21 protein-coding genes are annotated in these 22369 nt (G+C 70.6%); 15 read left to right on the top strand and 6 right to left on the bottom strand.

Features of this window, described 5'->3' with window-relative positions:
• Positions 1–141: 141 nt before the first annotated feature.
• The gene (locus K3A85_RS05405; protein WP_225205460.1) at positions 142–1278 is read left to right on the top strand and encodes a pyridoxal phosphate-dependent aminotransferase; all 1137 of its coding nucleotides are present in this window, start codon (positions 142–144) and stop codon (positions 1276–1278) included.
• A 75-nt stretch (positions 1279–1353) separates the two neighbouring features.
• A complete protein-coding gene (locus K3A85_RS05410; RefSeq protein WP_225205461.1) occupies positions 1354–2463 on the top strand; it encodes an NADH:flavin oxidoreductase/NADH oxidase in 1110 nt (369 codons plus the stop codon).
• Positions 2464–2525: 62 nt separating this feature from the next.
• Here K3A85_RS05410 and K3A85_RS05415 read toward each other — a convergent pair whose 3' ends face one another.
• A complete protein-coding gene (locus K3A85_RS05415) occupies positions 2526–5678 on the bottom strand; it encodes an autotransporter outer membrane beta-barrel domain-containing protein (RefSeq protein ID WP_225205462.1) in 3153 nt (1050 codons plus the stop codon).
• Positions 5679–6004: 326 nt separating this feature from the next.
• Here K3A85_RS05415 and K3A85_RS05420 point away from each other — a divergent pair, with 326 nt between their 5' ends.
• The 4 genes from K3A85_RS05420 (at position 6005) to K3A85_RS05435 (ending at position 9734) form a co-directional block, all read left to right on the top strand.
• Positions 6005–6703 carry an RNA polymerase sigma factor gene (locus K3A85_RS05420; RefSeq protein WP_225205463.1) on the top strand — a complete coding sequence of 233 codons (699 nt, stop codon included), beginning with the start codon at positions 6005–6007 and terminating at the stop codon, positions 6701–6703.
• Positions 6700–7548, top strand: coding sequence for a hypothetical protein (locus K3A85_RS05425; RefSeq protein ID WP_225205464.1), 849 nt, complete (start codon positions 6700–6702; stop codon positions 7546–7548). Before K3A85_RS05420 ends, K3A85_RS05425 begins: the two co-directional genes overlap by 4 nt.
• A 109-nt stretch (positions 7549–7657) precedes the next feature.
• Positions 7658–8344 (top strand): response regulator transcription factor, encoded by a 687-nt coding sequence (locus tag K3A85_RS05430; RefSeq protein ID WP_225205465.1) that lies wholly within the window; start codon positions 7658–7660, stop codon positions 8342–8344.
• Positions 8345–8354: 10 nt separating this feature from the next.
• The gene (locus K3A85_RS05435) at positions 8355–9734 is read left to right on the top strand and encodes a sensor histidine kinase (RefSeq protein ID WP_225205466.1); all 1380 of its coding nucleotides are present in this window, start codon (positions 8355–8357) and stop codon (positions 9732–9734) included.
• On the opposite strand, the gene K3A85_RS05440 is transcribed toward K3A85_RS05435, so the two are convergent.
• Complete coding sequence (locus K3A85_RS05440; RefSeq protein ID WP_225205467.1) at positions 9723–13100, bottom strand: glycosyltransferase; 3378 nt, start codon at positions 13098–13100, stop codon at positions 9723–9725. The genes K3A85_RS05435 and K3A85_RS05440 overlap by 12 nt on opposite strands.
• A 187-nt stretch (positions 13101–13287) precedes the next feature.
• Between K3A85_RS05440 and K3A85_RS05445 the strand changes: the two genes are divergently transcribed.
• Both K3A85_RS05445 and K3A85_RS05450 read left to right on the top strand, forming a co-directional pair.
• A complete protein-coding gene (locus K3A85_RS05445) occupies positions 13288–14448 on the top strand; it encodes a glycosyltransferase family protein (RefSeq protein ID WP_225205468.1) in 1161 nt (386 codons plus the stop codon).
• A 297-nt stretch (positions 14449–14745) separates the two neighbouring features.
• On the top strand, positions 14746–15591 hold the full coding sequence (locus K3A85_RS05450) for a DODA-type extradiol aromatic ring-opening family dioxygenase (protein WP_318248066.1): 846 nt from the start codon (positions 14746–14748) through the stop codon (positions 15589–15591).
• Here K3A85_RS05450 and K3A85_RS05455 read toward each other — a convergent pair.
• From K3A85_RS05455 to guaA, 3 genes are read right to left on the bottom strand one after another with little or no spacing between them, the layout of a single operon-like run.
• Positions 15564–16016 carry a GNAT family acetyltransferase gene (locus tag K3A85_RS05455; RefSeq protein WP_225205469.1) on the bottom strand — a complete coding sequence of 151 codons (453 nt, stop codon included), beginning with the start codon at positions 16014–16016 and terminating at the stop codon, positions 15564–15566. The genes K3A85_RS05450 and K3A85_RS05455 overlap by 28 nt on opposite strands.
• Positions 16006–16482: an acyl-CoA thioesterase gene (locus K3A85_RS05460; protein WP_225205470.1), complete on the bottom strand. Its 477-nt coding sequence runs from the start codon at positions 16480–16482 to the stop codon at positions 16006–16008. Before K3A85_RS05460 ends, K3A85_RS05455 begins: the two co-directional genes overlap by 11 nt.
• 10 nt (positions 16483–16492) lie before the next feature.
• Complete coding sequence (gene guaA, locus K3A85_RS05465; protein WP_225205471.1) at positions 16493–18052, bottom strand: glutamine-hydrolyzing GMP synthase; 1560 nt, start codon at positions 18050–18052, stop codon at positions 16493–16495.
• A 113-nt stretch (positions 18053–18165) separates the two neighbouring features.
• On the opposite strand from guaA, the gene K3A85_RS05470 reads away from it, so the two are divergent.
• The 6 genes from K3A85_RS05470 (at position 18166) to K3A85_RS05495 (ending at position 21477) form a co-directional block, all read left to right on the top strand.
• Positions 18166–18369, top strand: coding sequence for a hypothetical protein (locus tag K3A85_RS05470; protein ID WP_225205472.1), 204 nt, complete (start codon positions 18166–18168; stop codon positions 18367–18369).
• 98 nt (positions 18370–18467) lie between these two features.
• Positions 18468–19313 carry a tRNA glutamyl-Q(34) synthetase GluQRS gene (gluQRS, locus tag K3A85_RS05475; RefSeq protein WP_225205473.1) on the top strand — a complete coding sequence of 282 codons (846 nt, stop codon included), beginning with the start codon at positions 18468–18470 and terminating at the stop codon, positions 19311–19313.
• On the top strand, positions 19310–19537 hold the full coding sequence (locus K3A85_RS05480; RefSeq protein WP_225205474.1) for an HIG1 domain-containing protein: 228 nt from the start codon (positions 19310–19312) through the stop codon (positions 19535–19537). The genes gluQRS and K3A85_RS05480 overlap by 4 nt, the downstream gene beginning before the upstream one ends.
• A gap of 25 nt (positions 19538–19562) precedes the next feature.
• Positions 19563–20126, top strand: a complete 564-nt coding sequence (locus tag K3A85_RS05485; RefSeq protein ID WP_225205475.1) for a cob(I)yrinic acid a,c-diamide adenosyltransferase — start codon at positions 19563–19565, stop codon at positions 20124–20126.
• Positions 20127–20185: 59 nt separating this feature from the next.
• Positions 20186–21055: a 3-hydroxyacyl-CoA dehydrogenase NAD-binding domain-containing protein gene (locus K3A85_RS05490; protein WP_225205476.1), complete on the top strand. Its 870-nt coding sequence runs from the start codon at positions 20186–20188 to the stop codon at positions 21053–21055.
• Positions 21056–21105: 50 nt separating this feature from the next.
• The gene (locus K3A85_RS05495; protein ID WP_225205477.1) at positions 21106–21477 is read left to right on the top strand and encodes a hypothetical protein; all 372 of its coding nucleotides are present in this window, start codon (positions 21106–21108) and stop codon (positions 21475–21477) included.
• A 10-nt stretch (positions 21478–21487) separates the two neighbouring features.
• Here K3A85_RS05495 and K3A85_RS05500 read toward each other — a convergent pair whose 3' ends face one another.
• Positions 21488–21829, bottom strand: a complete 342-nt coding sequence (locus K3A85_RS05500) for a hypothetical protein (RefSeq protein ID WP_225205478.1) — start codon at positions 21827–21829, stop codon at positions 21488–21490.
• Positions 21830–22004: 175 nt separating this feature from the next.
• On the opposite strand from K3A85_RS05500, the gene K3A85_RS05505 reads away from it, so the two are divergent.
• On the top strand, positions 22005–22352 hold the full coding sequence (locus tag K3A85_RS05505; protein WP_225205479.1) for a DMT family protein: 348 nt from the start codon (positions 22005–22007) through the stop codon (positions 22350–22352).
• Positions 22353–22369: the final 17 nt, after the last annotated feature.

The raw sequence follows: 22369 nt of genomic DNA on the forward strand, positions 1-22369 counted from the left end.
CTCTCCTTGATGCGCCTGGTTCGAGCCGGCGTCTGGCGGCATTGGGACATGACCGCGCCTGCCTGTCAATCACTTGACTAAGTAAGCGCGCGTATCGCATCGCGGATTTGAACCGCGCGGTCCCGGTTGCTAGGAGCGCGCATGCCCGCGATCCTCGAACCGTTCCACGCCATCTCGATCTCCACCATCGCGCACCGGCTCAAGGCCGAAGGGCGCGACGTCATCCACATGGAGTTCGGCCAGCCATCGACCGGCGCGCCGGCCGCGGCCATCGCCGCCGCGCACCGCGTGCTCGACAACGACCCGATGGGCTACTGGCAGAGCGATGCGCTGAAGGCGCGGATCGTGCGCCACTATGCCGAGACCTGCGGCGCGACGATCGCGCCCGAGCAGGTGATCCTGACCAACGGCGCCTCGCCGGCGCTGGTCATGGCGCTGTCGCTGCTGTTCGATCCCGGCGCGCGCGTGGCGATCGCGCGGCCGGGCTACGTCGCCTATCGCAACAACCTGCTGGCGCTGTTCATGGAGCCGGTGGAGCTGCCGTGCGGGCCGGACGAGCGCTACCAGATCACTGCCGCCGCGCTGGAGGCGGTGGATCCCGCGCCCGACGGCGTGATCCTGGCGAGCCCCGCCAACCCGACCGGCACGGTGATCGCCGCCGACGAGCTGGCCCGGATCGTGGCGGTGTGCAAGGCGCGCGGGATCCGCTTGGTCTCGGACGAGATCTACCACGGCATCACCTACGGCGAGCCGGCGCTGTCAGTCGCCGGGCTCGATCCCGAGGCGCTGATCGTCAACAGCTTCTCGAAATACTTCAGCATGGCGGGCTGGCGGCTCGGCTGGCTGATCGTGCCGCCCGCGCTGGTGACGCAGGCGATGGCGCGGATGGGCAACCTGTTCCTGACCCCGCCGTCGCTGGCCCAGCACGCCGGGCTGATCGCCTTCGACTGCCGCGACGAGCTGGAAGGCCATGTCGCGACGTATGCCCGCAACCGCGACCTGCTGCTGGCGGCGCTGCCCGAGCTGGGGCTTCAGCGCATCGCCCCGCCCGACGGCGCATTCTACATCTGGGCCGACATCGGCCACCTGACCGACGACAGCCTCGCCTTCTGCGAGCGGCTGGTGCGCGACACCGGAGTGTGCACCGCGCCGGGGATCGACTTCGATCCGGTCGAAGGTCGCCGCTACTTCCGCATGAGCTTCGCGGTTTCGACCCCGCTGGTCGAGGAAGCGATCGCGCGGATGAAGCCGTGGTTTGCCGCCCAGAAGAAGGATTGAGCTCGGGCCGCGCTGCAATGCGGCGGGGCGACCCCATATCGCGGATCACATGGTCCCCGAGGGAGTTTGCCCGTCATGCCCAAGCCCAGATTGTTCGAGCCCGTCACCGTGGGTGACCTGACCCTCGCCAACCGCATCGTCATTGCGCCGATGTGCCAGTATTCTGCCGAGGATGGGCAGATGACCGACTGGCACACGATCCACCTCGGCCAGCTTGCCCTGTCGGGCGCCGGCCTGCTGACGATCGAGGCCACCGCAGTGCTGCCCGAGGGGCGAATCAGCTACGCCGATGTGGGTCTGTGGGACGACGCCACCGAAGCGGCGATGGCGCGCACGCTCGCCGCCGTGCGTCGTCACTCGCCGATGCCCATTGCCATCCAGCTGGCGCACGCCGGGCGCAAGGCATCGACCGCAAGGCCGTGGGACGGGGGCAAGCAGATCGCACCCGACGCCGCCAATGGCTGGCAAACCGTCGCGCCGTCCGCGCTCGCGCATGGCGAGGACGAAAATCCCCCGGTCGAACTCGACCGGGCCGAACTCGAGCGTATCCGCGACGCCTTTGCCGATGCCGCGAAGCGGGCAGCGCGGCTGGGGCTCGACGCGGTGCAGATCCACGCCGCGCACGGTTATCTGCTGCACCAGTTCCTCTCGCCGATTTCTAACCGGCGGACGGACGACTATGGCGGCAGCCTCGAGAACCGGATGCGCTTCCCGCTCGAGGTGTTCGACGCGGTGCGCGCGGCCTTCCCGGCAGACCGCCCGGTCAGCGTGCGCGTGTCGGGCAGCGACTGGATCGAAGGCGGCTGGGACGAGGCCCAGACGATCGCCTTCGCCAAGGCGCTCGAAGCGCGCGGCGCGGCGGCGATCCACGTCTCGAGCGGCGGGCTCGATCCCGCGCAGGCGATCCCGGTCGGCCCCAACTACCAGGTGCCGCTGGCGCGCGCGGTGCGGCAGGCGGTGTCGATTCCGGTGGTGGCGGTCGGCCTCATCACGCAAGCGCAGCAGGCCGAGGCGATCGTCGCGACCGGCGATGCCGATCTCGTCGCGGTGGCGCGGGCGATGCTCTACGATCCGCACTGGCCCTGGCACGTCGCCGCCGAACTCGGCGCGCAGGTTTCGGCCCCGAGCCAGTACCTGCGCAGCCAGCCGCGGCAGTATCGCGACCTGCTCCAGCCCTATGCCTGAAACGAGAAGGGCGGCGCCGTGAAGCGCCGCCCTTGCACGGGTCCGGTGGCCGAAGCCGCTGATTACATCGCGATGCTGAACGAGGCGCGCGCGGTGTAGGCCATGCCGCCGCCCTGGATCTTTTCGGCGCCGCCCGAAAGCTTCCAGGTGTAGTCGAGCCCGCCCTGGAGGATGCTGAGCGAGCCGACCCAGGCCGACTTGAGCGTTTCCGGGGTCAGCGTGTAGCTGCCGCCGCTGCCGGTTTCGACCGCGAGCGTACCGAGGTCGCCCGACAGGCGGTTGCGGCGGCCGCCTTCGAGCTCGACGGTGAAGGGGCGGCCTTCGTAGCTCGATTCGCCCGCGCTCCACGCCGCGACCAGCGTGGTGTTGGCGTTGAGCACGCTCGAATTGCGGCTGCCCACGGTCAGCGCGATCGCGGCATCGCCGGTTTCGGCATAGTCGTTCTCGTGCAGGCGGTAGTATTCGAGCGTCGCCTTGGGCTTGAGCGAGAACCCGCTGCCGAAGCCGAGCTGGTAGGACACGCCGCCCGACGCCGAGGCGAGGTTGCCGTTCCACTTGCCGGCCGCGGCATAACCGAAGTCGCTGCCCGAGACGGTGCCGGTGAAGTTGCGCGTCGACTTGAAGTTGGTCTTGGCGAACGAGCCGCGGGCATAGGCGTAGAACGGGCCGCTGGCGAGGCGCCAGTGCAGGCCGAATTCGTAGCTCGAGCCCTTCACCTTCTGGTAGTCGCCGGTCTTGGCGTTGCCCGAGAAGTAGAGGAACGAGGCGCCGACGTTGCCGAAGCCGAAGCGGCGCTCGAGCCCTGCCGAAATGCCGAAGCCGTCGGTCTTGAAGCCGGCGCCCGAGGCATCGGCCTGGCGCGTGCCGCGGAAGTAGATCGGCTCGAGCCAGCCGCCGAAATCGCTGATCGTGAAGATCGAGGAATCGTCGGAGACGTGCTGCGAGGCGAGCCGCGAGGCGCGCGTGACGAGGTCGAAGGCGCCGCCGTTGAACACCGGCAGCAGCTGGCTGAACTGGCTCTGCAGCGCGGCGGTGTCGGCGACCTGGAGCAGGCTCGTCTGCAGCGTGCTGTAGTCGCCGGCGTTGTCGAGGATCGCGTCGTAGGCGGCAGCCTGCGCGGCGTTGAGGCCGAGCTGGGCGGCGCTCTTGCGCGAGATCGTCAGCAGCAGGTCGTTGTTGGTCTGCGACAGCGTGCCGTTGAACAGCACCGGCATGTTGAGCGCCGAGGCGTCGATCGTGTCGACCCCGGTCAGCGAGCCGGCGCTGACCACGGTGTAGGTGCCCTCGGCCTTGGCGAGCGAGGAGACGGTGGCCGAGATCTTGGCGCCGCTGGTGAAGGTCGCGGTATCGGCGACCAGCTTGGAGGCGGTGCCGGTGGCGCCGTCGACGTAGACGCGCAGCGTGCCGTTGGCGCCGACATTGAGCGCGTGCAGCGTGGTCGTGCCGGTGGCGTTGGCGCCGAAGGTCCCGCCGTTGACATTGACCGTCAGCTGCGAACCGCCGGTGACCGAGCCGAGCCAGCGCGCGCCGTCGGCGAGCGTGACGGTGGTGAGCTGGCCATTGGCGACGACATTGCCGGTCAGGCGCGAATTGCCGGTCATCGACAGGGTGCCGGTGCCGCTGCCGAAGTCGATGTTGCCGATGTACTTGGCGTCGTCGGCGAGCTTGACCGTGTCGTCGCCCGCGCCGAGGAACGCCGTTCCGGTGACCTTGCCGCTCTGGATGTCGAGCGTGTCGTTGCCCGAGCCGGTGTAGATGTTGCCGGTGATCGAGGTGTAGACCGTGGCGCTGTCGACGTTGTAGCCGCTCGCCGCCTTGTCCGAGGTCTGGCTGGCGGCGTCGGTCGAATTGAGCGACTGCTTGATCGTGACGCCGCTGGTGTTGGCCGAAAGGTCGATGGCGGCGAGCTTGTCCTCGCTCGACCCGGTGACAGTGATGTCGCCGGTGTTGTTGAGCGTCGTCAGCGTGCCCGAAAGATCGCGGATCGCGTAGGATGCGCCGATGCCGGGCGAGGAGATGACCGCCTTGATCGTGCCGTCGTTGGTCAGCGTCGTAGCGGTCGAGCCGGCGTTGATCAGCAGCGCGACGGCCGAGGAATCGACCGTGTTGGCGGTGATCGAGCCCTTCACCCCGATGCCGTTGGTCAGCGTGACCGCGCCGCCCTTGCCGCCGATGACGACGCCGTAGGCATCGGTCGCGGAATAGAACGCCGAGGAGACGACTGCGCCGTCGATGCCGACCGAGTAGGTTCCGAGGTTGGTGGTGCCGCCGCCGATGGTGGTGTCGGTGGCGCCGCCGATCAGCAGCGCCGGGCCGTTGCCATAGGCGGTGATCGCGCCGGTCGACTGGTCGCTCGCCGAGCTCGACGAGGGCGCGTAGACGAGCACGCCCTTGGCGACGTTGCCCGAGACCGCGACCGCGGCGACGCCGCTCTGCAGCGCGCTGCGGGGCAGGGTGAGGGTGGCGCCGGCGTCGGTGGTGATCGTGGTGCCCTGGCGCAGCGTGCCGTTGATCTTGAGCGCGCCGCCGACATCGCCGCCCACGGCGAGCAGCTGCGTGCCGGCGCCCGCGACCTGAATGGTGCCGCCGACGGTCACGTCGCCGGTGACCGCGCCGGTGCGGATGGCGGTGCTGCGGTCGCCGATCACGGTGATCGTGCCGCTGTTCGTGAAGCTGCCGGAAAGGGTCGAATCGATCGCGATGGCCGCCGAATCGAGGCCGTCGAGCGTGATCGTGCCGCTGTTGCTGACCGACCCGGTCAACGTCCCGCCGGCGCCGACATGAATGCCGTAGCGGTTCGAGACGGTGGCGAGCGGGCCGTCGGCGATCTGGTTGCCGTCGGTATCGGACACCGAGTAGGTCTGCGTGACGATGATCGTGCCGGCGTTGCCGATCGTCGTCGCAACCGGCGCAATGAAGATGCCGGTTGCGTTGTCGCCTTCGCCCGCGGTGATCGTGCCGCCGCTGGCGACGGTGACGGTGTTGGCGGAATCGACGGTGACCGCGGTGCCGCTCGGGATCTTGAGGTTGCCGCCGCTGGCGATCGTCACGTTGCCCGCGCTCGAGGTGGCGAGCGGCGTGGTCGAGGTGGTCGAGATGGTCGTGTCCGCCATCGCCGGGGCGGCGGCCAGCAGGCCGGCGGGAACCAGCGCCGCGGCAATCACCGCGCGCGCTGCGGTCGAGGCAAGGTAACGATCGTGACGAAGACGCAGCATCATGGGTCCATCCGGCAAGAAGCGCCCGCGACCGGTAATCCAGACCGGTCCACGGGCGCAGGAGTTCGTCGGCCTGCCGCGCGAAAACTGTGCGCGACCGGCAAGACAAGGGGTGGAAATCGCACGGCAGGTCCGGGGGCGGCACCGCACGACTTCCGCATGCACCAACGCGACTAGCACACGGACCCCTTCGTGCGCCCCCAAAAAAATTGCCCGCGGCTGACGGTTTCGTAAATTTTCGGTTCAGGCGCCAGAGACCAGCTAGACGGCCATCAAGGGGGTTGGACGGAGACTTGCGTGCGCCACTGCCAGAGACCCGCCGCATGATGTTCCACGGCGATATCCAGCGCCACGCCGACGTCCTCGGCGAAGGCAGCTTTCCCCCCGAGCCGCTCGGCCGCCCGGCCGAACGCGGTGCGCAGGGCCGGCGGCGCTCCGATCCCGCGCTCGCCCGCGCCGACGATACCGCGCTGATGGCCGGCGTCGCTGCGGGCGATGCCGCCGCCTTCGCGCAGATCGTCGACCGCCACGTCGGCGCGCTCTACCGCGTCGCCATGCGCATGCTGGGCGATGCGCAAGAAGCCGAGGACGTGGTGCAGGAAGCCTTTGCACGCGTGTGGCAGCAGGCGCCGCGCTGGCAGCCGAGCGGCGCCGGACTGGTCGGCTGGCTCCACCGCGTGACGATCAACCTGTGCTTCGACCGCAAGCGCCGCTTCCGCGTGGTGCTGGCGCCCGAGCTGCCCGAGCAGGTCGACGAGGCCCCGCTCGCCGACGCCGCGATCGTGGCCGAGCAGGCGCGCGCCGAAGTCGCCCGCACGCTTGCCGACCTGCCCGAACGCTATCGCGCGGCGCTGGTGCTGTGCTACTACGAGGGCCTGTCGAACGCGCTTGCCGCCGAAGTGCTGGAGCTCAATATCAAGGCTATGGAATCGCTGCTGTTCCGCGCCCGTCGCCACATGCGCGACCTTCTCGAGAAGCGCGACGTGCGTTGCCTCGATCTCGTGCCGGCGAGCACGGCTGCGTGAAGCGATCGCCGCCGTCCAATCCCGCGCTCGCCGAATCGGGACTCGATCGCGCGCTCGACCTGCTGGTCGCGCCGCAGGTTCCGGCAGGCCTTGCCGCGCGGATCGCGCACGAGGCGGTCCGCCGCCCGCAGGTTCCGGGCGCAGCGCCGGCGGCGCCGCTGGCGGCGCAGGCCTCCCTTCTTTCGACTTCGCTTCCGCCGGCCCCGCTTGCCGCAACCTTGCCCGGCCGTTCGCCGCCCGCCGCAGCGAACGCCCTGCGCTGGCGTGCCGGCGCCGGCGTGGCGGCGCTGGCCGCAGGCCTCGCGCTCGTCGTGCTGGTCGGGCTGCCCCGGGGCGAGCAGGACGCAGCGACCGCGCCGATTGCCGCGATCGCCGGCGAGGTTCGCTCCCCGGCGCCCGCCGGTGCGGACACGGCCGCGCCCTTAGCGCCGGTCGCTTCCGGCCAGCCGGTGGCGCTGGCCGCCGCGGCGGCGCAGGGCACCCCCGCCGGGTCGGCCGCCGCCGCGCGGACCGTGCGTGGCGCCGCAACGCGCGACGCTGCGGGCCCATCGGCTGCGGCAGAGCCGGACACCGGCGATGCGCCTGCGCTCGCCGCGGCGGTCCCACCCGGGCCGAGCGCAGCGGTCGCCGCTCCCAGCGCCGAGGATGCAGCACCGGTCGGACCGCGCGGGCCGATGGGGCCTTCGCTGCCGCAGGGCTTCGGCTATACCGGCGGCATCGCGGGCGGCCTGCCCGCCGGCGCGCCGGTGACGATGTCGGGTGGCCCCGGTATGGGCGGATCGGGTATGGGCGGATCGGGCGTCGGCCCGGGCGCGGGACCGGGCGGCGGCGCGCATCCGTTCTGACCCCGATGTGGTCTGGCGCGCCGTCCGATCCACGATTAGAGCGCATCGGGGGGCTCCTGCGACGAGCGGTCCGGGCATGTCCACACGGCGATGAACGAAGGCGAACGGGATGAGCGGACGGATCCTGCTGGTAGAGGATGATCCGAAGATCGCGGACTACGTGGCGCAGGGGTTTTCCGAGCAGGGCTTTGCCGTCGACCGCGCCGACAACGGCCGCGACGGGCTGTTCCTTGCCACCGACAGCCAGTTCGACGTGATCGTGCTCGACCGCATGCTGCCGGCGATGGACGGCCTTGCCGTGCTGCGCGCGCTGCGCGCGGCCGAGGTGGCGACGCCGGTGCTGATGCTTTCGGCCCAGGGCAGCACCGACGATCGCATCGGCGGGCTCAACGCGGGCGCGGACGACTACCTCGGCAAGCCGTTCTCGTTCGCCGAGCTGCTTGCCCGGGTCCAGGCGCTGATGCGGCGCGGGGCGCACCAGCAGAAGGTGCAGGAGACCGCGCTGCGCTGCGGCGATCTCGAGCTCGACCGCCTGACCCGCCAGGTCCGCCGCGGCACGCGCAAGATCGCGTTGCAGCCGCGCGAGTTCCGCCTGCTCGAGTACCTGATGCTCCACCAGGGCGAGGTGGTGACCCGCACCATGCTGCTCGAGGCGGTGTGGGACTATCACTTCGATCCCGGCACCAACGTGATCGACGTGCACATCAGCCGTCTGCGCCGCAAGATCGACGACGGCGAGGACATGCCGCTGTTCCACACCGTGCGCGGCGCCGGCTATCGCCTCGCCGCCGACTGAGCCGGCCCCGGTGCCCGCCGCGTTCGTCCGCCGCCGCTTTTCGCCGACGATGGTGCGCCTGGTCGGCGCCGTCTTCGTGCTCCAGCTGTTCTCGAACGCGGCGGCGATCTTCTTCCTGCGCACCCAGCTGGTCGAGGTGGTGCAGGCCGATCGCGTGCGGCAGGTGGTCGACGTGCGCGACGACATGCTCGCCGCCTACTACGACGGTGGGCGCGGCGAGCTTGCCGATTTCATCCTGTCGCGGCGGGGGAGCGCGGCCGACCCCACGGTCTTCGTCGCGCTGACCGGCGGCGCCGAGGCCCCGGTGCTGTCGAACCTGTCGCAAGTGCCGCGCGTGCCGGTGGGCGCGCGCCCGGTGCGGGTCAAGGTCATGCACGGGGCCGACACTTTGCCCACCGACGGCCTTGCCCTTGCCGGACGGCTGCCCGACGGCGAGACGCTGGTGGTGGGGGTCGCCAGTAACAGCGACCGGCGCTTCGACCTCGCCTTCGCCACCGCGATCGGCGTGACCACGGCCGTGGCGGTGGTCCTCGCGAGCCTGAGCGCCGCGCTGCTCGGCCTCGTCATCAGCCATCGCACCCACGAGATCGCCGAGACCGCCGCCGAGCTTGCCTCAGGCAATTTCGGTGCGCGGTTGCCCAGCGCCGAGACCGGCGACGGCTTCGACCACCTGCGCCGCCAGATCAACCTGATGGCCGAGCGGATCGACCAGCTGGTCTCGCAACTCGCCGCGGTCTCGGGCGCGCTGGCGCACGACCTGCGCTCGCCGGTCACGCGGCTGACCGCCGCGATCGAGCGGGCGAGCGCGCTGGTCGGCGAGCCGCAGGCGCTCGATGCGCTCGAGGCGGCGCGCGCCGATGCCGACGCCCTGCGCGCGATGCTCGAGACCGCGCTGGAGCTGAGCCGGCTCGAAGGCGGCGCGGTGGCCGACCGCCGCGCGCCGCTCGACCTCGCCACGCTCGCCGAGGATCTCGTCGAGCTGTACGAGCCGCTCGCCGAACAGGAAGGCGTCACCCTGGTGGCGCAACTCCAGCCGGCGGGCGTGGTGGCCGATCGCGAACTGGTCTCGCGCGCGCTCGCCAATCTGATCGACAACGCGATGAAGTACGGCGGGCGCCACCTCGTCGTGCGCACCCGGCGGGTCGATGCCGGGGGCGAGATCACGGTGGTCGACGACGGGCCGGGCATCGCCCCCGACGACCGGGCGCGCGCGGTCGAGCGGTTCGTCCGGCTCGACAACGCGCGGACCCGGCCGGGCGGCGGCCTCGGCCTCGCCATGGTCGCGGCGGTGGCGCGGCTCCACGGCGGGGCGCTGGTGCTCGGCGACGGCGACGCCGCCGGGCCCGAGGGGCAGCGCGGGCTTTCGGCGACGCTGTCGCTACCGCGCTGAACCGGCTGCGGCGCGGGTCGCCGGGCTTGCGCCCGCGGCAGGCGTTTCGACCCGGCCGGTGCGTTCGAGCTTGCCCCAGCCGATGCCGAGCCCGGCGAGCGCGGCGCCGATCGCGCGGATCACCACGCCGTACATCAGCTGGCGATAGACGAAGCGCTGGCCCAGCAGCAGCAGCGGGCTGAACCGCTCCTCGCGCCGATCGAGCCGCACCGCGACCCAGCCGCAGGCGAGGTCGATCGCGGTGAACGCGGCCCAGTACAGCCCCATCCGCAGCACGTCGGTCTGGGTCTGGGCCCAGCCGTGCTGGAGCACGCGCAGCACCGTGCCGACGATCGAGACGCCGAGCGCGAGGTCGATCACCGGCGAGATCACGGCAAAGGCGATCTGGAACAGCCAGGCCTGCGGCATGCCGACGAAGGCGAGGCCCGAAGGACGGCGTTCGGCGAGGATCGAACGGTGCTTCCACAGGCACTGCAGCGTGCCGAACGCCCAGCGGAAGCGCTGCTTGCCGAGCGCGCGCAGCGTTTCGGGGGCTTCGGTCCAGGCCACGGCGTCCTCGTCGTAGGCGACGCGCCAGCCCTTGCGCTGGATCGCGATGGTCAGGTCTTGGTCCTCGGCGAGGGTGTCCTCGGGGTAGCCGCCGACCGCATCGAGCGCCGCCCGGCGCCAGGCGCCGACCGCGCCGGGCACGACCATGATCGCGTCGAAGCGGGTCAGCGCGCGCCGCTCGATGTTCTGCGCGGTGACATATTCGACGCCCTGCCAGCGCGTGACCAGGTTGACCCGATTGCCGACCTTGGCATTGCCCGCCACCGCGCCGATCGCCGGGTCGGCGAACCAGCGCACCAGCCGCGCGATCGTCGCCGGCTCGAACTGGGTGTCGGCATCGAGCGCGACGACGATCTCGCCGTTGGCGGTGGCCAGCGCGCGGTTGAGCGCGCGCGCCTTGCCGCCGTTGGCCATGGTCATCAGGCGCACGCGCGGATCGCCGCCGAAGGCCTGCGCGACGATCGCGCTGGTGCGGTCCTTCGACCCGTCGTCGGCCACGATCACTTCCATCGCGGCATAGTCGCTGGCGAGGATGCGCCGGACCGAAGCCTCGATCACCCGCTCCTCGTTGAAGGCCGGGATGATCACGGTGACGAGCGGCTGCGCGTCGGCCGCAGCGCTCGGCGGCAGGGCCTTGCCGCGCTGGGGCAACAGCGCCAGCCCGGCAAGGCCGACCGCGCGGATCACGCCGAGCGCGATGGCGAAGAAGAAGGTCCAGTTGAGCGCCACCAGCAGCACCGCCAGGATCGAGAAGATCGCGACGTCGGCGCGCACCGCGGTCAGGTCCCAGCCGCCCACCTTGGGCATCACCGCGTCGCGGTCGAGCCCGGCGAGCGTGGAGACCGGGACCAGGCGATAGCCGTCCGCCTCGAGCCGCTCGATGATCTGGGGCAGGGCCTTGACCGTTTCTGCGCGGTTGCCGCCGCCATCGTGGAGCAGGATGATGTTGGCGGTGCGCTCGGCCGTGGCGTTCTCGATCTGCCCGACCGCATCGTCGGCGATGTCCTGCGCGGTCCGCACCTTCCAGTCGTTGGGGTCGGCGTGGAGGCCGACGACGGTGTAGCCTTGCTGCTGCGCGATCAGCGCGGGGTCGAGCTCGTCGGCGGTGGTCGGCTCGGCGTCGCCGAAGTAGGGGGCGCGGAACAGGCGGGTCGAACGCCCGGTATAGGCCTCGATCAGGCGCTGCGTCGCGTTGAGCTCGAGCTTCACGCCGGCCGGCGCTTCGTCGGCCATGTCGGGGTGGGTATAGCTGTGGTTGCCGATCTCGTCGCCGTCGGCGACGATCCGCTCGAGCAGGCCGCGATTGCCAACGCCGTTCTCGCCGATCACGAAGAACGTGGCGGGCACGTTGTGGCGCTCGAGCACCGAGAGGATCCGCGGCGTCCAGGTGGGGTCGGGACCGTCGTCGAAGGTCAGCGCGACGAGCTTGGGGCGTGCGCCGGTGCGGCGCACGACATAGGGCGTGGGCAGGCTGACGTAGTGTTCGCCCGTGACCAGCCCCGACTTCGGATCGAAGGCGACGTCGCGGCGGCCGCCCTGCGGCACGGCGTCGACGCGCAGGATTTCCCCGTCGCCTTCGACATCGACGTTGCTGGCCTGCGTGATCGCGCCGAGCGCGGGGCGATGCGAGCCACCGGCGCGCCAGGCATCGAGCGCGGACCAGAAGCCGGGATCCTCCGACCCCAGTCGCCACAGCGCGACGTTGCCGAGGCCGAGGCGCGAGAGCAGCTGCATCTCGTTCCAGCTCGCCGCGGCATCGAGCATCCAGATGTCGTGGCGAACGCTCTTGCCGCCGGTGTCGTCGGTATAGGCGAAGCCGGCATTGCCGCTTTGCTTGTCCCACACCGGGGTGGCGCCGCTGTCGTGCGCCGCGAGCCAGGCTTCCTCGACGCTGAGGCTGTCGGCATGGCCTTCGTGCCAGTCGTAGCCGTAGTTGCCCAGCGCGACGATCAGGCGCGAGCGGTCCACCCCGCGCAACTGGGCGAGGAGGTGCGAGGCGAACCAGGTCTGCGAGGCGATCGGCCCGCTCTGGCCGCCCTGCCAGTGTTCGTCGTAGGCCATCAGCACGACCTTGTCCGCGACTTGCGCCAGCGCGCGCGCCGACCATTCGGGACTGTCGATCGGCATCGTCACCGCGACCACGCGGTGCGCGGGCGCCAGCCGGGCGTGGAGATCGGCGGCGAGCGCGCGCAGGCCGGCGATGCCGGCGGGCGGCAGGTTCTCGAAATCGAGCATCACGCCGCCATCGCCCGACTTGTCGAGCGCGGCGGCGATCGCATCGGCCAGCGCGCGGCGCCGCGCCGGCGCGGCCAGCACCGCGGTGGTGCCGGCGCCGTCCCAGGTGCCGTCGGCAGCGTTCTGCAGGACCGGAACGACCAGCGGCCGGTGCAGCGCGCCGGCCAGCACGCGCCGCATCGGCGCATCGTCGGTCACGGTCAGGCGGCCCTGGTGGTCGAGCGACATCAGCGTCGGCGCGATCCAGTCGAGCTGGCCGACGTGGCGGGCGAGGACCTGCGCGCTGCCGTCGCTCCACGAGGTGTAGAACCCGACCATCAGCGGCCGGCCCGGCGCGGCGGCGGCGTGGCGTCCGCCGAGCAGCTCGGCGAGGCGATGCGACAGGCGACCGACCTGCGTCTTGAGCGGAAGCGGGGCCATGCGCTCGAAGCCGAGCGGCAGCGGCCGCGCCTGCGGGACGGCGACGACCGTGCTGGCGAAGATCACCGCCAGCGCGACGACCAGCGCGAGCGTGCCGAAGGCGAGGCGGCGGGTCCAGCGTCTGCGGCGGCCGGTGGGATCGAAGAAGATCGGGCGTGACATGGGCAATTCCCGGAATGCGACAAGTCGGCGCTTGATTCCGCACTGCAACAAGACGAGAGTCGCACGCGAAGGCGGTGCGGGGCTTGCGGATCGATCGCGACCGATCTTGTGTAGCCCCGGCCGTCGGACAGGCCGGTGGCCGCGACCTGAATTTTTGGTCATCATTGCCCGGGGGGCTTGAGGAAGCATGCCGTCGAACGACCGGGAAGGCGACGTCCAGCCGCTGCTGATCACCCGCTTTTCGCTGACCAATCGCACCGCCATCGGCGTGCAGACGATCCATTACTGCAACGGCATCGGCAACGCCCGCCACCTCTACTGGGAAGACCTGACCCTGCAGCGCCCGGCGCGCTCGGTGCGCCTCGAACGCCCGGTCCTCTCGCGGCTGGCGATCTTCCGCCGACCCGGTCCGGCGGCGAGCGCGGCGCGCGCGCTCGGGCTGTCGCTGTGGCGGGGGGATGTGCTGAGCGGCGCCGGGCGACGCGTGGTCGAGCGCCTCGCCGCCACCACCGGCAGCGTCTACGTCGCGCCCATCGGCGGGGCCGACGCCACGCGGATGCGGCACCTGCTCGAAATCCTCGGCAAGCCCTTCGTCGTCCACTTGTGGGACATGCTCGACGGCCCGCCGCAGCCCGGTGGCGATCTCGCCTGGCTGATCGACCATGCCGCGGGCGTGCTCAGCCTGACCCGCGAGATGGCGCAGGCCAGCGGGCGCAGCGACGCCGAGCTGTTGTTCTTCATGCGTCCCGACAGCGCCGTGCGCGCCGCCGCGCCGGTCGATCCGCAGCGGCTGCGGGTCGCGTTGATCGGCGACATCGGGTCCTACGCCGCCGGGCTGCCGGCGATGCAGGCGGCGACCGAGGCCTTGCGCGCGCGCGGCATCGCGGTCGAATGGCGCTACATCGGATGGCGCGGGATCGTGCGCCGGCTCGATCCGGCGCTGCGCGACATGCTCACGCTCGCCGGCCCCGCCCGGACCGACGCGGCGCGCGACGAGGCGCTCGCGGCCTGCCATTTCGCGCTGATGCTGGGGCCGACGCAGCCGCCCGAAACGAACCATCGCAGCGCCTATTCGGTGCCGTCGCGGGTGCTCGACTTCGGCGCGCTCGGGCTGCCCGTGATCGGGTTCGTCCACCCGCGCTCGGCCACCGCCACGTTCGCGCCCGAACTTGCCGAAACGATGTGCCAGCCCGATGGCGCGGCGCTTGCCGCCTGCATGGAGACGCTGTCGGACCCGGCGCGCTGGCGCGAGGCCTCGGAACGGTCGCGGCGCTTCTTCGAGCGGGTCGTGGGGACGCGCCCGGCCGAGCAACTGCGCGCCGAGCTGGCGCGGATATCTCCGCGCTGAACGACGGCTGGGCTGGGGGAGGCAGCGCCCCGAAAGCTGGCGCCCAAAAAAAGGTGACGGTGGGCAACCAGCGGCTGTGAATCGGAACAGGGGACCGTCTCGTTGCGATTCGTGCCGGCTGCTCACCGTCGAGACCCGCTCTAGGGCCGCGGGTCGGTCGCTTGCGTGAGCGGAAGATTACGATTTGGCCATGGAGGCATCGTTCGATCCGGTCGAACCGGACGATCGAGCGTTTCCGGCTGATGGCACTCGTCAGGAATGCCTAGATCGGGGCTTCCTCGATGGGATACGATCACGATGACGATGCAGCCGGTATTCTTCCTTTCGCACGGTGGCGGGCCCTGGCCGTGGCTGGAAGGTCCTTTCCGCGAAGGTTTTGCCCTGCTCGAAGCCTCGCTCCAGGCGATTCCCGCGATGCTGCCCGAGCCCCCGCGCGCCGTTCTGGTCGTCTCGGGGCACTGGGAGGAGCCGGGGTTCGCCGTCGCCAGCGCGGCGCAGCCGGGCATGGTCTACGACTACTACGGGTTCCCGGAGCACACCTACCACATCTCCTATCCCGCCCCGGGATCGCCCGAGCTCGCCGCGCGCGTGGTCGACCTCGGCGCCGCGGCGGGCATCCCGATCGCGACCGATCCCGCGCGCGGCTTCGACCACGGCACGTTCTCGATGCTCCAGCCGATCTACCCGGACGCGGGGGTGCCGGTGGTCAGCCTGTCGATGCGCGCCGACTACGACGTCGAGGCGCACCTTGCGCTCGGCCGGGCGCTCGCGCCCCTGCGCGAAGAGGGCGTGGTCATCGTCGGCTCGGGCCTCACCTGGCACAACCTGCGGCGCTTCGATCCCAGCGCGCGCGCACCTTCGGCGGCCTTCGAAGCCTGGCTGCGCCACGCCTTGACGGGCGTTCCGGCGAGGGACCGCGAAGCGCTGCTGCGGCAGTGGGCCGACGCCCCGGCCGCGCGCGAGGCGCACCCGCGCGAAGACCATCTCATCCCGCTGATGGTGGCGGTGGGCGCGGCCGGGGGCGATCCCGGCACCTGCATCTATGCGCAGGACGACTTGCGCGGCGGGGTCACCGCCTCCTCCTACCGGTTCTCGGCCGATACCACGCCGAGCGCCTACGACCGGCTGCGCCCGCGTCCCTGATCGTCGAGCCTGCGGCCCATCGTGACCACGGCGTTCTCCTCGTAGCCGAGCGCTGCGTAGAACGCCTTGGTCGCGAGATTGTCGTTGCGGACCATGAACATGATCTTGTCGCAGCCGCGCCGCCGGAGCCAGTCCTCGGCGCCGGCCATCAGCTGGCCGCCGATCCCGCGGCGCCGGCGCTGCGGATCGACGCCGAGATAGTACACCCAGCCGCGGTGCCCGTCGTCGCCGACCATGACCGCGCCCGCGAGCGAGCCGCCGATGCGCGCGACGAGCACGTCCGAAGCCGGTGTCGCAAGCGCGCGGCGGAAGTCGGCGACCGGATCGTTCCACGGGCGGGTCAGGCCCGCCGCCTGCCACAGCGCCACGATCGCCTCCTCGTCCGCGGCCGTGGCCGGCGCGACGGTCGCGGTGTCAGGCGCCATCGGGCGCCGGGATCAGGTGCGCTTCGAGCACGGCGCGCATCGCCGGCGAAAGGGGCGAGGCTCCCTGTGCGTCGGCCTGGACGAAGGTCGTCGTGCACAGGCCTGCGCAGCGCCCGTCCTGGAACAGCGCCTGGCCGAGCTCGTACGAGGCGGTGCCGATGCGCAGGATGCCGGTGCGGATCTCGACCGGCTGATCGTCGCGGTGGAACACTTCGGCAAGGTAGCTGCAGCGGCTGTCGGCGGTGACGATGCGGCCGCGCCCCTGCGCCGCGCCCAGCGTCTCGCCCCCCGCGGCGTTCGCCGCCTGGAAGATCGCGCGCGAAAAGCGCGAGCGCGCTTCGTCGTAGTAGCCCGCCACGGCGATGTTGTTGACGTGGCGCAGCAGGTCCTCGTCGGTGTAGCGCGTCTGGATCAGGCAGCTGTGCGGATAGATCGCGGGCTCGAGCCGCCAGGCGGGGGGCTTCATCGCTCCGGCCTCACTCCCACTCGATCGTGCCGGGCGGCTTGCTGGTGTAGTCGTAGACCACCCGGTTGATGCCCTTGACCTCGTTGACGATGCGGGTCGCCACGCGCGACAGGAAGCCGGCGTCGAACGGATAGATGTCGGCGGTCATGCCGTCGGTGCTGGTGACCGCGCGCAGCGCGCAGACGCTGTCGTAAGTGCGGAAGTCGCCCATCACGCCCACCGTCTTGACCGGCAGCAGCACCGCGAAGGCCTGCCAGATCGCGTCGTAGAGCCCGGCGTTGCGGATCTCCTCGAGGTAGATCGCATCGGCCTTGCGCAGGATGTCGCAGCGCTCGCGCGTCACTTCGCCGGGGATGCGGATGGCAAGGCCGGGGCCGGGGAAGGGGTGGCGGCCGACGAACACGTCGGGCAGCCCCAACTCGCGGCCGAGCGCGCGGACCTCGTCCTTGAACAGCTCGCGCAAGGGCTCGACGAGCTTCATGTTCATGCGTTCGGGCAGGCCGCCGACGTTGTGGTGGCTCTTGATCGTGACCGAGGGCCCGCCGGTGAAGCTGACCGATTCGATCACGTCGGGATAGAGCGTCCCCTGCGCGAGGAAGTCCGCGCCGCCGACCTGCCGGGCCTCGGCCTCGAACACGTCGATGAAGGTCTTGCCGATGAACTTGCGCTTGGCCTCGGGGTCGGTCACCCCGGCAAGGCCGCCGAGGAACAGCGCCGAGACATCCTTGTGGACCAGCGGGATGTTGTAGTGGTTGCGGAACAGCGAAACGACCTGCTCGGCCTCGCCCATGCGCATCAGCCCGGGGTCGACGAAGACGCTGGTCAGCTGGTCGCCGATCGCCTCGTGGATCAGCACCGCCGCGACCGCCGAATCGACGCCGCCCGACAGGCCGCAGATCACGCGGCTGTCGCCGACCTGCTCGCGGATCTCGGCGATCTTGGTCTTGCGGAACTCGGCCATCGTCCAGTCGCCGGTGCAGCCGCAGACGTGACGCACGAAGTTGGCGATGAGCTTGCCGCCATCTGGGGTGTGGACCACTTCGGGGTGGAACTGCGTGCCGTAGTACTTCTTCTCGTCGTTCGCGATCACCGCGAAGGGCGCGCCGTCGGAAACCGCGACGATGCGGAAGCCGGGCGCGAACTGCGTGACCTTGTCGCCGTGGCTCATCCACACCTGGTGGCGCTCGCCCGCGCTCCACAGCCCGTCGAACAGCACGCAGGGCTCGGTGACGGTAAGGAAGGCGCGGCCGAATTCGCCCGAATCGCCGGGTTCGACCTTGCCGCCGAGCTGCTCGCTCATCACCTGCTGGCCGTAGCAGATGCCCAGGATCGGGAGGCCGGAATCGAACAGCACCTGCGGTGCGCGGGGGGAACCCTCGGCAGGCACGCTGGCCGGCGAGCCCGAAAGGATCACGCCCTTGGGCTTCATCCGGTGGAACGCGGCCTCGGCCTGGGTGAACGGCGCGATTTCGGAGTAGACGCCGGCCTCGCGCACGCGGCGCGCGATCAGCTGGGTCACCTGGCTGCCGAAGTCGACGATGAGGATGGATTCGGAGGGCTGGATGCTCATGGCTGGCCGATAATGAGCGCGGCTCCGGCTGTCCAGACGCGACGATCACGCCGGCGCGAACGGTTGCACGGCGGTAATTGCGTTTCCTGCAATCGCGTGGGCCTGCTTCGCATTTGCAGCATACGTCAAACGGCGTATTTGCGGCCTCGTTCAGCAAGCTCCTGCAATCCACCACCCTGCCGGCGCCGATGAACGGGGAGATGCCTGGAAGTGCCTTCAACAGGAGGACCACCATGCGCAGCATCGTTTCCTATGTCCTGCCGATCATCGTTGCCGCTGGCGTCAGCGGCATGATGTTCACCGCCACGCTCGTCTGAGCGTGCCGCGGTGCCCGGCACGAAAGCATCGACACGGCTGTCCTGAACCTTGGGGCAGCCGTTTTGCTTTGTGCCGCGCGCCGGTCTAGCGTGACCCGGTGACCGTCACCCGCTTCGCGCCCAGCCCCAACGGCCCGCTCCATCTCGGCCATGCCTGGTCGGCGATCGTCGGGCACGACATTGCCGAAGCGCGCGGCGGCGCGTTCCTGCTCCGCATCGAGGACATCGACGGCACGCGCAGCCGGCCCGAACTCGCCGACGAATTTCGCCGCGACCTCGACTGGCTGCACCTCGAATACCGCGAGGTGGCGCCGCAGTCGCAGCGCATCGCCACCTATCGCGACGCGGCCGATTCGCTGCGCGCGATGGGCCTCATCTATCCCTGCCGCTGCACCCGGGCCGAGATCGCCGCCGCGGCGCGGCGGATGGGGCCGGACGGCCCGGTCTATCCCGGGACCTGCCTGCACCGCCCGATCGCGCCGGGCCCCGGCGTCGTCTGGCGGCTCGACATGGAGCAGGCGACAGACCTGTGCGGGCCGCTGACCTGGACCGACGAGCGGCGCGGCGAGCAGCAGGCGCGCCCCGAGATGTTCGGCGACGTCGTGCTCTGGCGCAAGGACGCGCCGGCCAGCTACCACCTCGCCGCGACGATCGACGATGCCGCCGACGGGGTCACCTGCGTCACCCGCGGGCTCGACCTGTTCCACGCAACGCACGTCCATCGCCTGCTCCAGGCGCTGCTCGGGATCGAGCCGCCCGTCTGGCACCATCATGCGCTGCTGGTCGAAGCGGACGGACGCAAGCTCGCCAAGCGGCGCGATGCCCCGGCGCTCGCCGAACGGCGGCGGGCGGGCGAGGACGGACGGGCGGTCGCCGCGGAACTGCGCCATGGTCTTTTGGACACTGGCATTTCCTTTGCCGACACCCTACTTCTCGAAGCATGACCTACGTCCTCATCCCGCTCCTGCTCATCTTCATGGGTCTTGCCGTCTATTCGCTGGTGCGGGGGATCGTCGCGTTCCTCAACACCACGCGCGAAGGGCTCGAGCGCGGGGACGAAGGCATCAAGGAGATGCAGGTCCTGCAGAACAAGATGATGTTCAACCGCATCAAGTACCAGGGCCTCGCGGTCGCGGTCGTCGCCATCCTGCTGGCAGTGGCGCGCTGATCCGAACGGCGCTAGGCGCTGCTGCATGGTAAAGCTGAACAAGATCTACACCCGCACCGGCGATGACGGCACGACCGGCCTCGTCGACGGCTCGCGCCGCGCCAAGTGCGATGCACGGATGCAGGCGATCGGCGAGGTCGACGAACTCAACAGCGCGATCGGCCTGGCTGCGGTTGCGACCGATGACGCCACCACGCGCGACTTGCGCCGCATCCAGAACGACCTGTTCGACCTTGGCGCCGACCTCGCCACGCCCGGAGAGGATTTCACGCCCTCCGAGATGGTGCTGCGCATCGTGCAGGGCCAGGTCGATTGGCTCGAGCAGGCGATCGATGCTCTGAACGAGAACCTTCCCCCGCTCACCAGCTTCATCCTGCCGGGCGGCAGCGAAGCGGCGGCGCGAGTCCACCTCGCGCGCTCGATCGCGCGCCGCGCCGAGCGCGCCGGCGTGGCGCTGGCGCAGGCCGAGCCGGTCAACCCGGCGGCGCTGGGCTATCTCAACCGGCTTTCGGACTACCTGTTCGTGCTCGCCCGCGCGATCAACGCCGGCAACGATCCGCTGTGGGTTCCGGGCGCCTCGCGCGGCTGATTGTCATTCCCCGCCCGCAAAGCTAAGCCGCGCGCCGATCGAACGAAAGGACACGGGCGATGCAGACGGTTGCGGTGATCGGCGCGGGGCAGATGGGCGCGGGCATCGCGCAAGTCGTGGCGCAGGCCGGGATCAGGGTGCTGCTCTCCGACGTCAGCCTCGAAGTGGCCGAAGGGGCCAAGGCGAAGATCACCAAGGGCCTGCTGAAGCTTGTCGAGAAGGGCAAGATCGGCGAGGGCGAGGCGACCGACGCGCTCGCCAGAATCGCGCCGGTGGGCGACTATGCGCCGATGGCCGAAGCCGACCTGATCATCGAGGCGGCGACCGAGCGCGAGGAGATCAAGCACCGCATCTTCGACGCCGCGGGCAAGGTCCTGCGCGGCGATGCGATCATGGCCTCGAACACCAGCTCGATCCCGATCACGCGGATGGCGGTGTCCTCGCCCGATCCGGCGCGGTTCATCGGCGTGCACTTCTTCAACCCGGTGCCGGTGATGAAGCTGGTCGAGGTGATTCCCGGCCTCGCCACCTCGGCGGCGACGGTTGCGGCGGTGAAGGACTTCGTCGCGCGGCTCGGCAAGGAAGCGGTCCAGTCCGAGGACGAGGCGGGGTTCATCGTCAACCGCATCCTGGTGCCGATGCTCAACGAGGCGTGCTTCGTGCTCGGCTCGGGCACCGCGAGCGTGGCCGACATCGACAAGGGCTGCCGGCTCGGGCTCAACCACCCGATGGGTCCGCTCGAACTCGCCGACTTCATCGGGCTCGACACCTGCCTCGAGATCATGCGCGTGATCCACGCGAGCACCGGCGATTCGAAGTATCGCCCCGCGCCGCTCCTCGCCAAGTACGTCGAGGCGGGCTGGCTCGGGCGCAAGAGCGGCAGGGGCTTCTACGACTATTCGGGCGAAGCGCCGGTCCCGACCCGCTGAAGGGAACGGGCCTGCCGGCAGGGCGTAGTCTCCGCACGAAGGAGACACCGATGTCCGGCAACAAACCGATCGACACCGCCAGCAACGACGCCGGCGAGAATTTCGACGAGCGCGACCTCGCGCCCGAGGCGCACAACGCCGAGCAGGACGACGAGGACGCACAGGCCCAGACGCTCGCCGACGAGGCGATCGGCCGGGCCACCAGCGTGTTCGGCGAGGATGGCGAGACCGAGCGCGCCGGCGGCGGCCTCGGCGACGAGCCGGGCTCGGACACCCCCGACATCGTCGACCACATGAAGCAGATGGTCACCTCGGGCCGTATCGACATGGACGCCTATCGCGGCGAGCGCAGCGACGACGACGAGGAAGGCCTCTACGGCGAGCAGGGCATCGACGACGACACGCCGCGCGCGCGCGACTAGCGCGCGCCGGTCACTGCGGCGGCGGGGTCTGTCCGGGGCCTTGGCCGTAGGCCTGGCCGGCAGGCTGCGCCGACGCTCCGTCGGGCAGGTCGCCGACCTGCGCAGTGACGTCGCGGCCGTTCTCGTAGACCCGCACCTCGTAGCGCTTCTTGCCGTCCGCGTCGGGCTCGTCGGCGGGCGGCGCCGGATCTTCGGCGGCCCAGCGGGCGAAGCGCTCGTGAGGGTCCTCGGTGGGGCGCGGTGCGGGCGTCGGGTCCGGGGCGACCGCGCGCACGGCGACGCCGAACATCCCGGCGAGCAGCAGCAGGGCGACGATCGCCCCGAACAGTCGGTTGCGGAACAGGAAGTCCATCGCGCGTGGGTCCGTTTGCGGTTGGCCGGATATGGTCCGACTACGGATGCCGCATTAACATCCGGATAAAGCGATCGCGCCTTGCCATCGGGCGGGAACGCGGCGCAAGGGACCGGTCCTTCGGGGTTCGCCCATCCCCGCGCGACCCGTCCCGTCCTGTCGAGGAGCTTTGTCCTTGCCCACGATCCTGCTGTTGATCGTCTCCAACCTGTTCATGACCACGGCGTGGTACTGGCACCTCAAGGGCGGGGTGCAGGTCGCCGAGAGCCGGCCGCTGCTGGCGGTGATCCTGGTGAGCTGGGGCCTCGCTTTCGTCGAATATTGCTTCGCCGTGCCCGCCAACCGGCTCGGCTTCGCCGCCGGCTGGAGTCCGGGCCAGCTCAAGGTCGTGCAGGAAGCGATTGCGCTGGTCGTGTTCGGCGGCTTCATGGTGTTGGTGCTCGGCGAGCCGTTGCACTGGCGCCATCTTGCCGCGTTCGCCTGCCTGATGGGGGCGGTCGCCTTCCTCTTCGTCGGACGCTGATCCTGGCGGGCGCGCCT

The organism is Novosphingobium huizhouense (genome assembly GCF_020179475.1).
Classification (GTDB): Bacteria; Pseudomonadota; Alphaproteobacteria; order Sphingomonadales; family Sphingomonadaceae; genus Novosphingobium; species Novosphingobium huizhouense.

What these genes read in the sequence shown, in the direction of transcription:
- K3A85_RS05410 (WP_225205461.1), top strand. Translation starts at nt 1,354, where the DNA reads ATGCCCAAGCCCAGATTGTTCGAGCCCGTCACCGTGGGTGACCTGACC.
- K3A85_RS05430 (WP_225205465.1), top strand. Translation starts at nt 7,658, where the DNA reads ATGAGCGGACGGATCCTGCTGGTAGAGGATGATCCGAAGATCGCGGAC.
- K3A85_RS05445 (WP_225205468.1), top strand. Translation starts at nt 13,288, where the DNA reads ATGCCGTCGAACGACCGGGAAGGCGACGTCCAGCCGCTGCTGATCACC.
- K3A85_RS05420 (WP_225205463.1), top strand. Translation starts at nt 6,005, where the DNA reads ATGTTCCACGGCGATATCCAGCGCCACGCCGACGTCCTCGGCGAAGGC.
- K3A85_RS05440 (WP_225205467.1), bottom strand. Translation starts at nt 13,100, where the DNA reads ATGTCACGCCCGATCTTCTTCGATCCCACCGGCCGCCGCAGACGCTGG.
- K3A85_RS05490 (WP_225205476.1), top strand. Translation starts at nt 20,186, where the DNA reads ATGCAGACGGTTGCGGTGATCGGCGCGGGGCAGATGGGCGCGGGCATC.
- K3A85_RS05405 (WP_225205460.1), top strand. Translation starts at nt 142, where the DNA reads ATGCCCGCGATCCTCGAACCGTTCCACGCCATCTCGATCTCCACCATC.
- K3A85_RS05415 (WP_225205462.1), bottom strand. Translation starts at nt 5,678, where the DNA reads ATGCTGCGTCTTCGTCACGATCGTTACCTTGCCTCGACCGCAGCGCGC.
- guaA (WP_225205471.1), bottom strand. Translation starts at nt 18,052, where the DNA reads ATGAGCATCCAGCCCTCCGAATCCATCCTCATCGTCGACTTCGGCAGC.
- K3A85_RS05455 (WP_225205469.1), bottom strand. Translation starts at nt 16,016, where the DNA reads ATGGCGCCTGACACCGCGACCGTCGCGCCGGCCACGGCCGCGGACGAG.
- K3A85_RS05495 (WP_225205477.1), top strand. Translation starts at nt 21,106, where the DNA reads ATGTCCGGCAACAAACCGATCGACACCGCCAGCAACGACGCCGGCGAG.
- K3A85_RS05500 (WP_225205478.1), bottom strand. Translation starts at nt 21,829, where the DNA reads ATGGACTTCCTGTTCCGCAACCGACTGTTCGGGGCGATCGTCGCCCTG.
- K3A85_RS05480 (WP_225205474.1), top strand. Translation starts at nt 19,310, where the DNA reads ATGACCTACGTCCTCATCCCGCTCCTGCTCATCTTCATGGGTCTTGCC.
- K3A85_RS05450 (WP_318248066.1), top strand. Translation starts at nt 14,746, where the DNA reads ATGACGATGCAGCCGGTATTCTTCCTTTCGCACGGTGGCGGGCCCTGG.
- K3A85_RS05485 (WP_225205475.1), top strand. Translation starts at nt 19,563, where the DNA reads ATGGTAAAGCTGAACAAGATCTACACCCGCACCGGCGATGACGGCACG.
- K3A85_RS05460 (WP_225205470.1), bottom strand. Translation starts at nt 16,482, where the DNA reads ATGAAGCCCCCCGCCTGGCGGCTCGAGCCCGCGATCTATCCGCACAGC.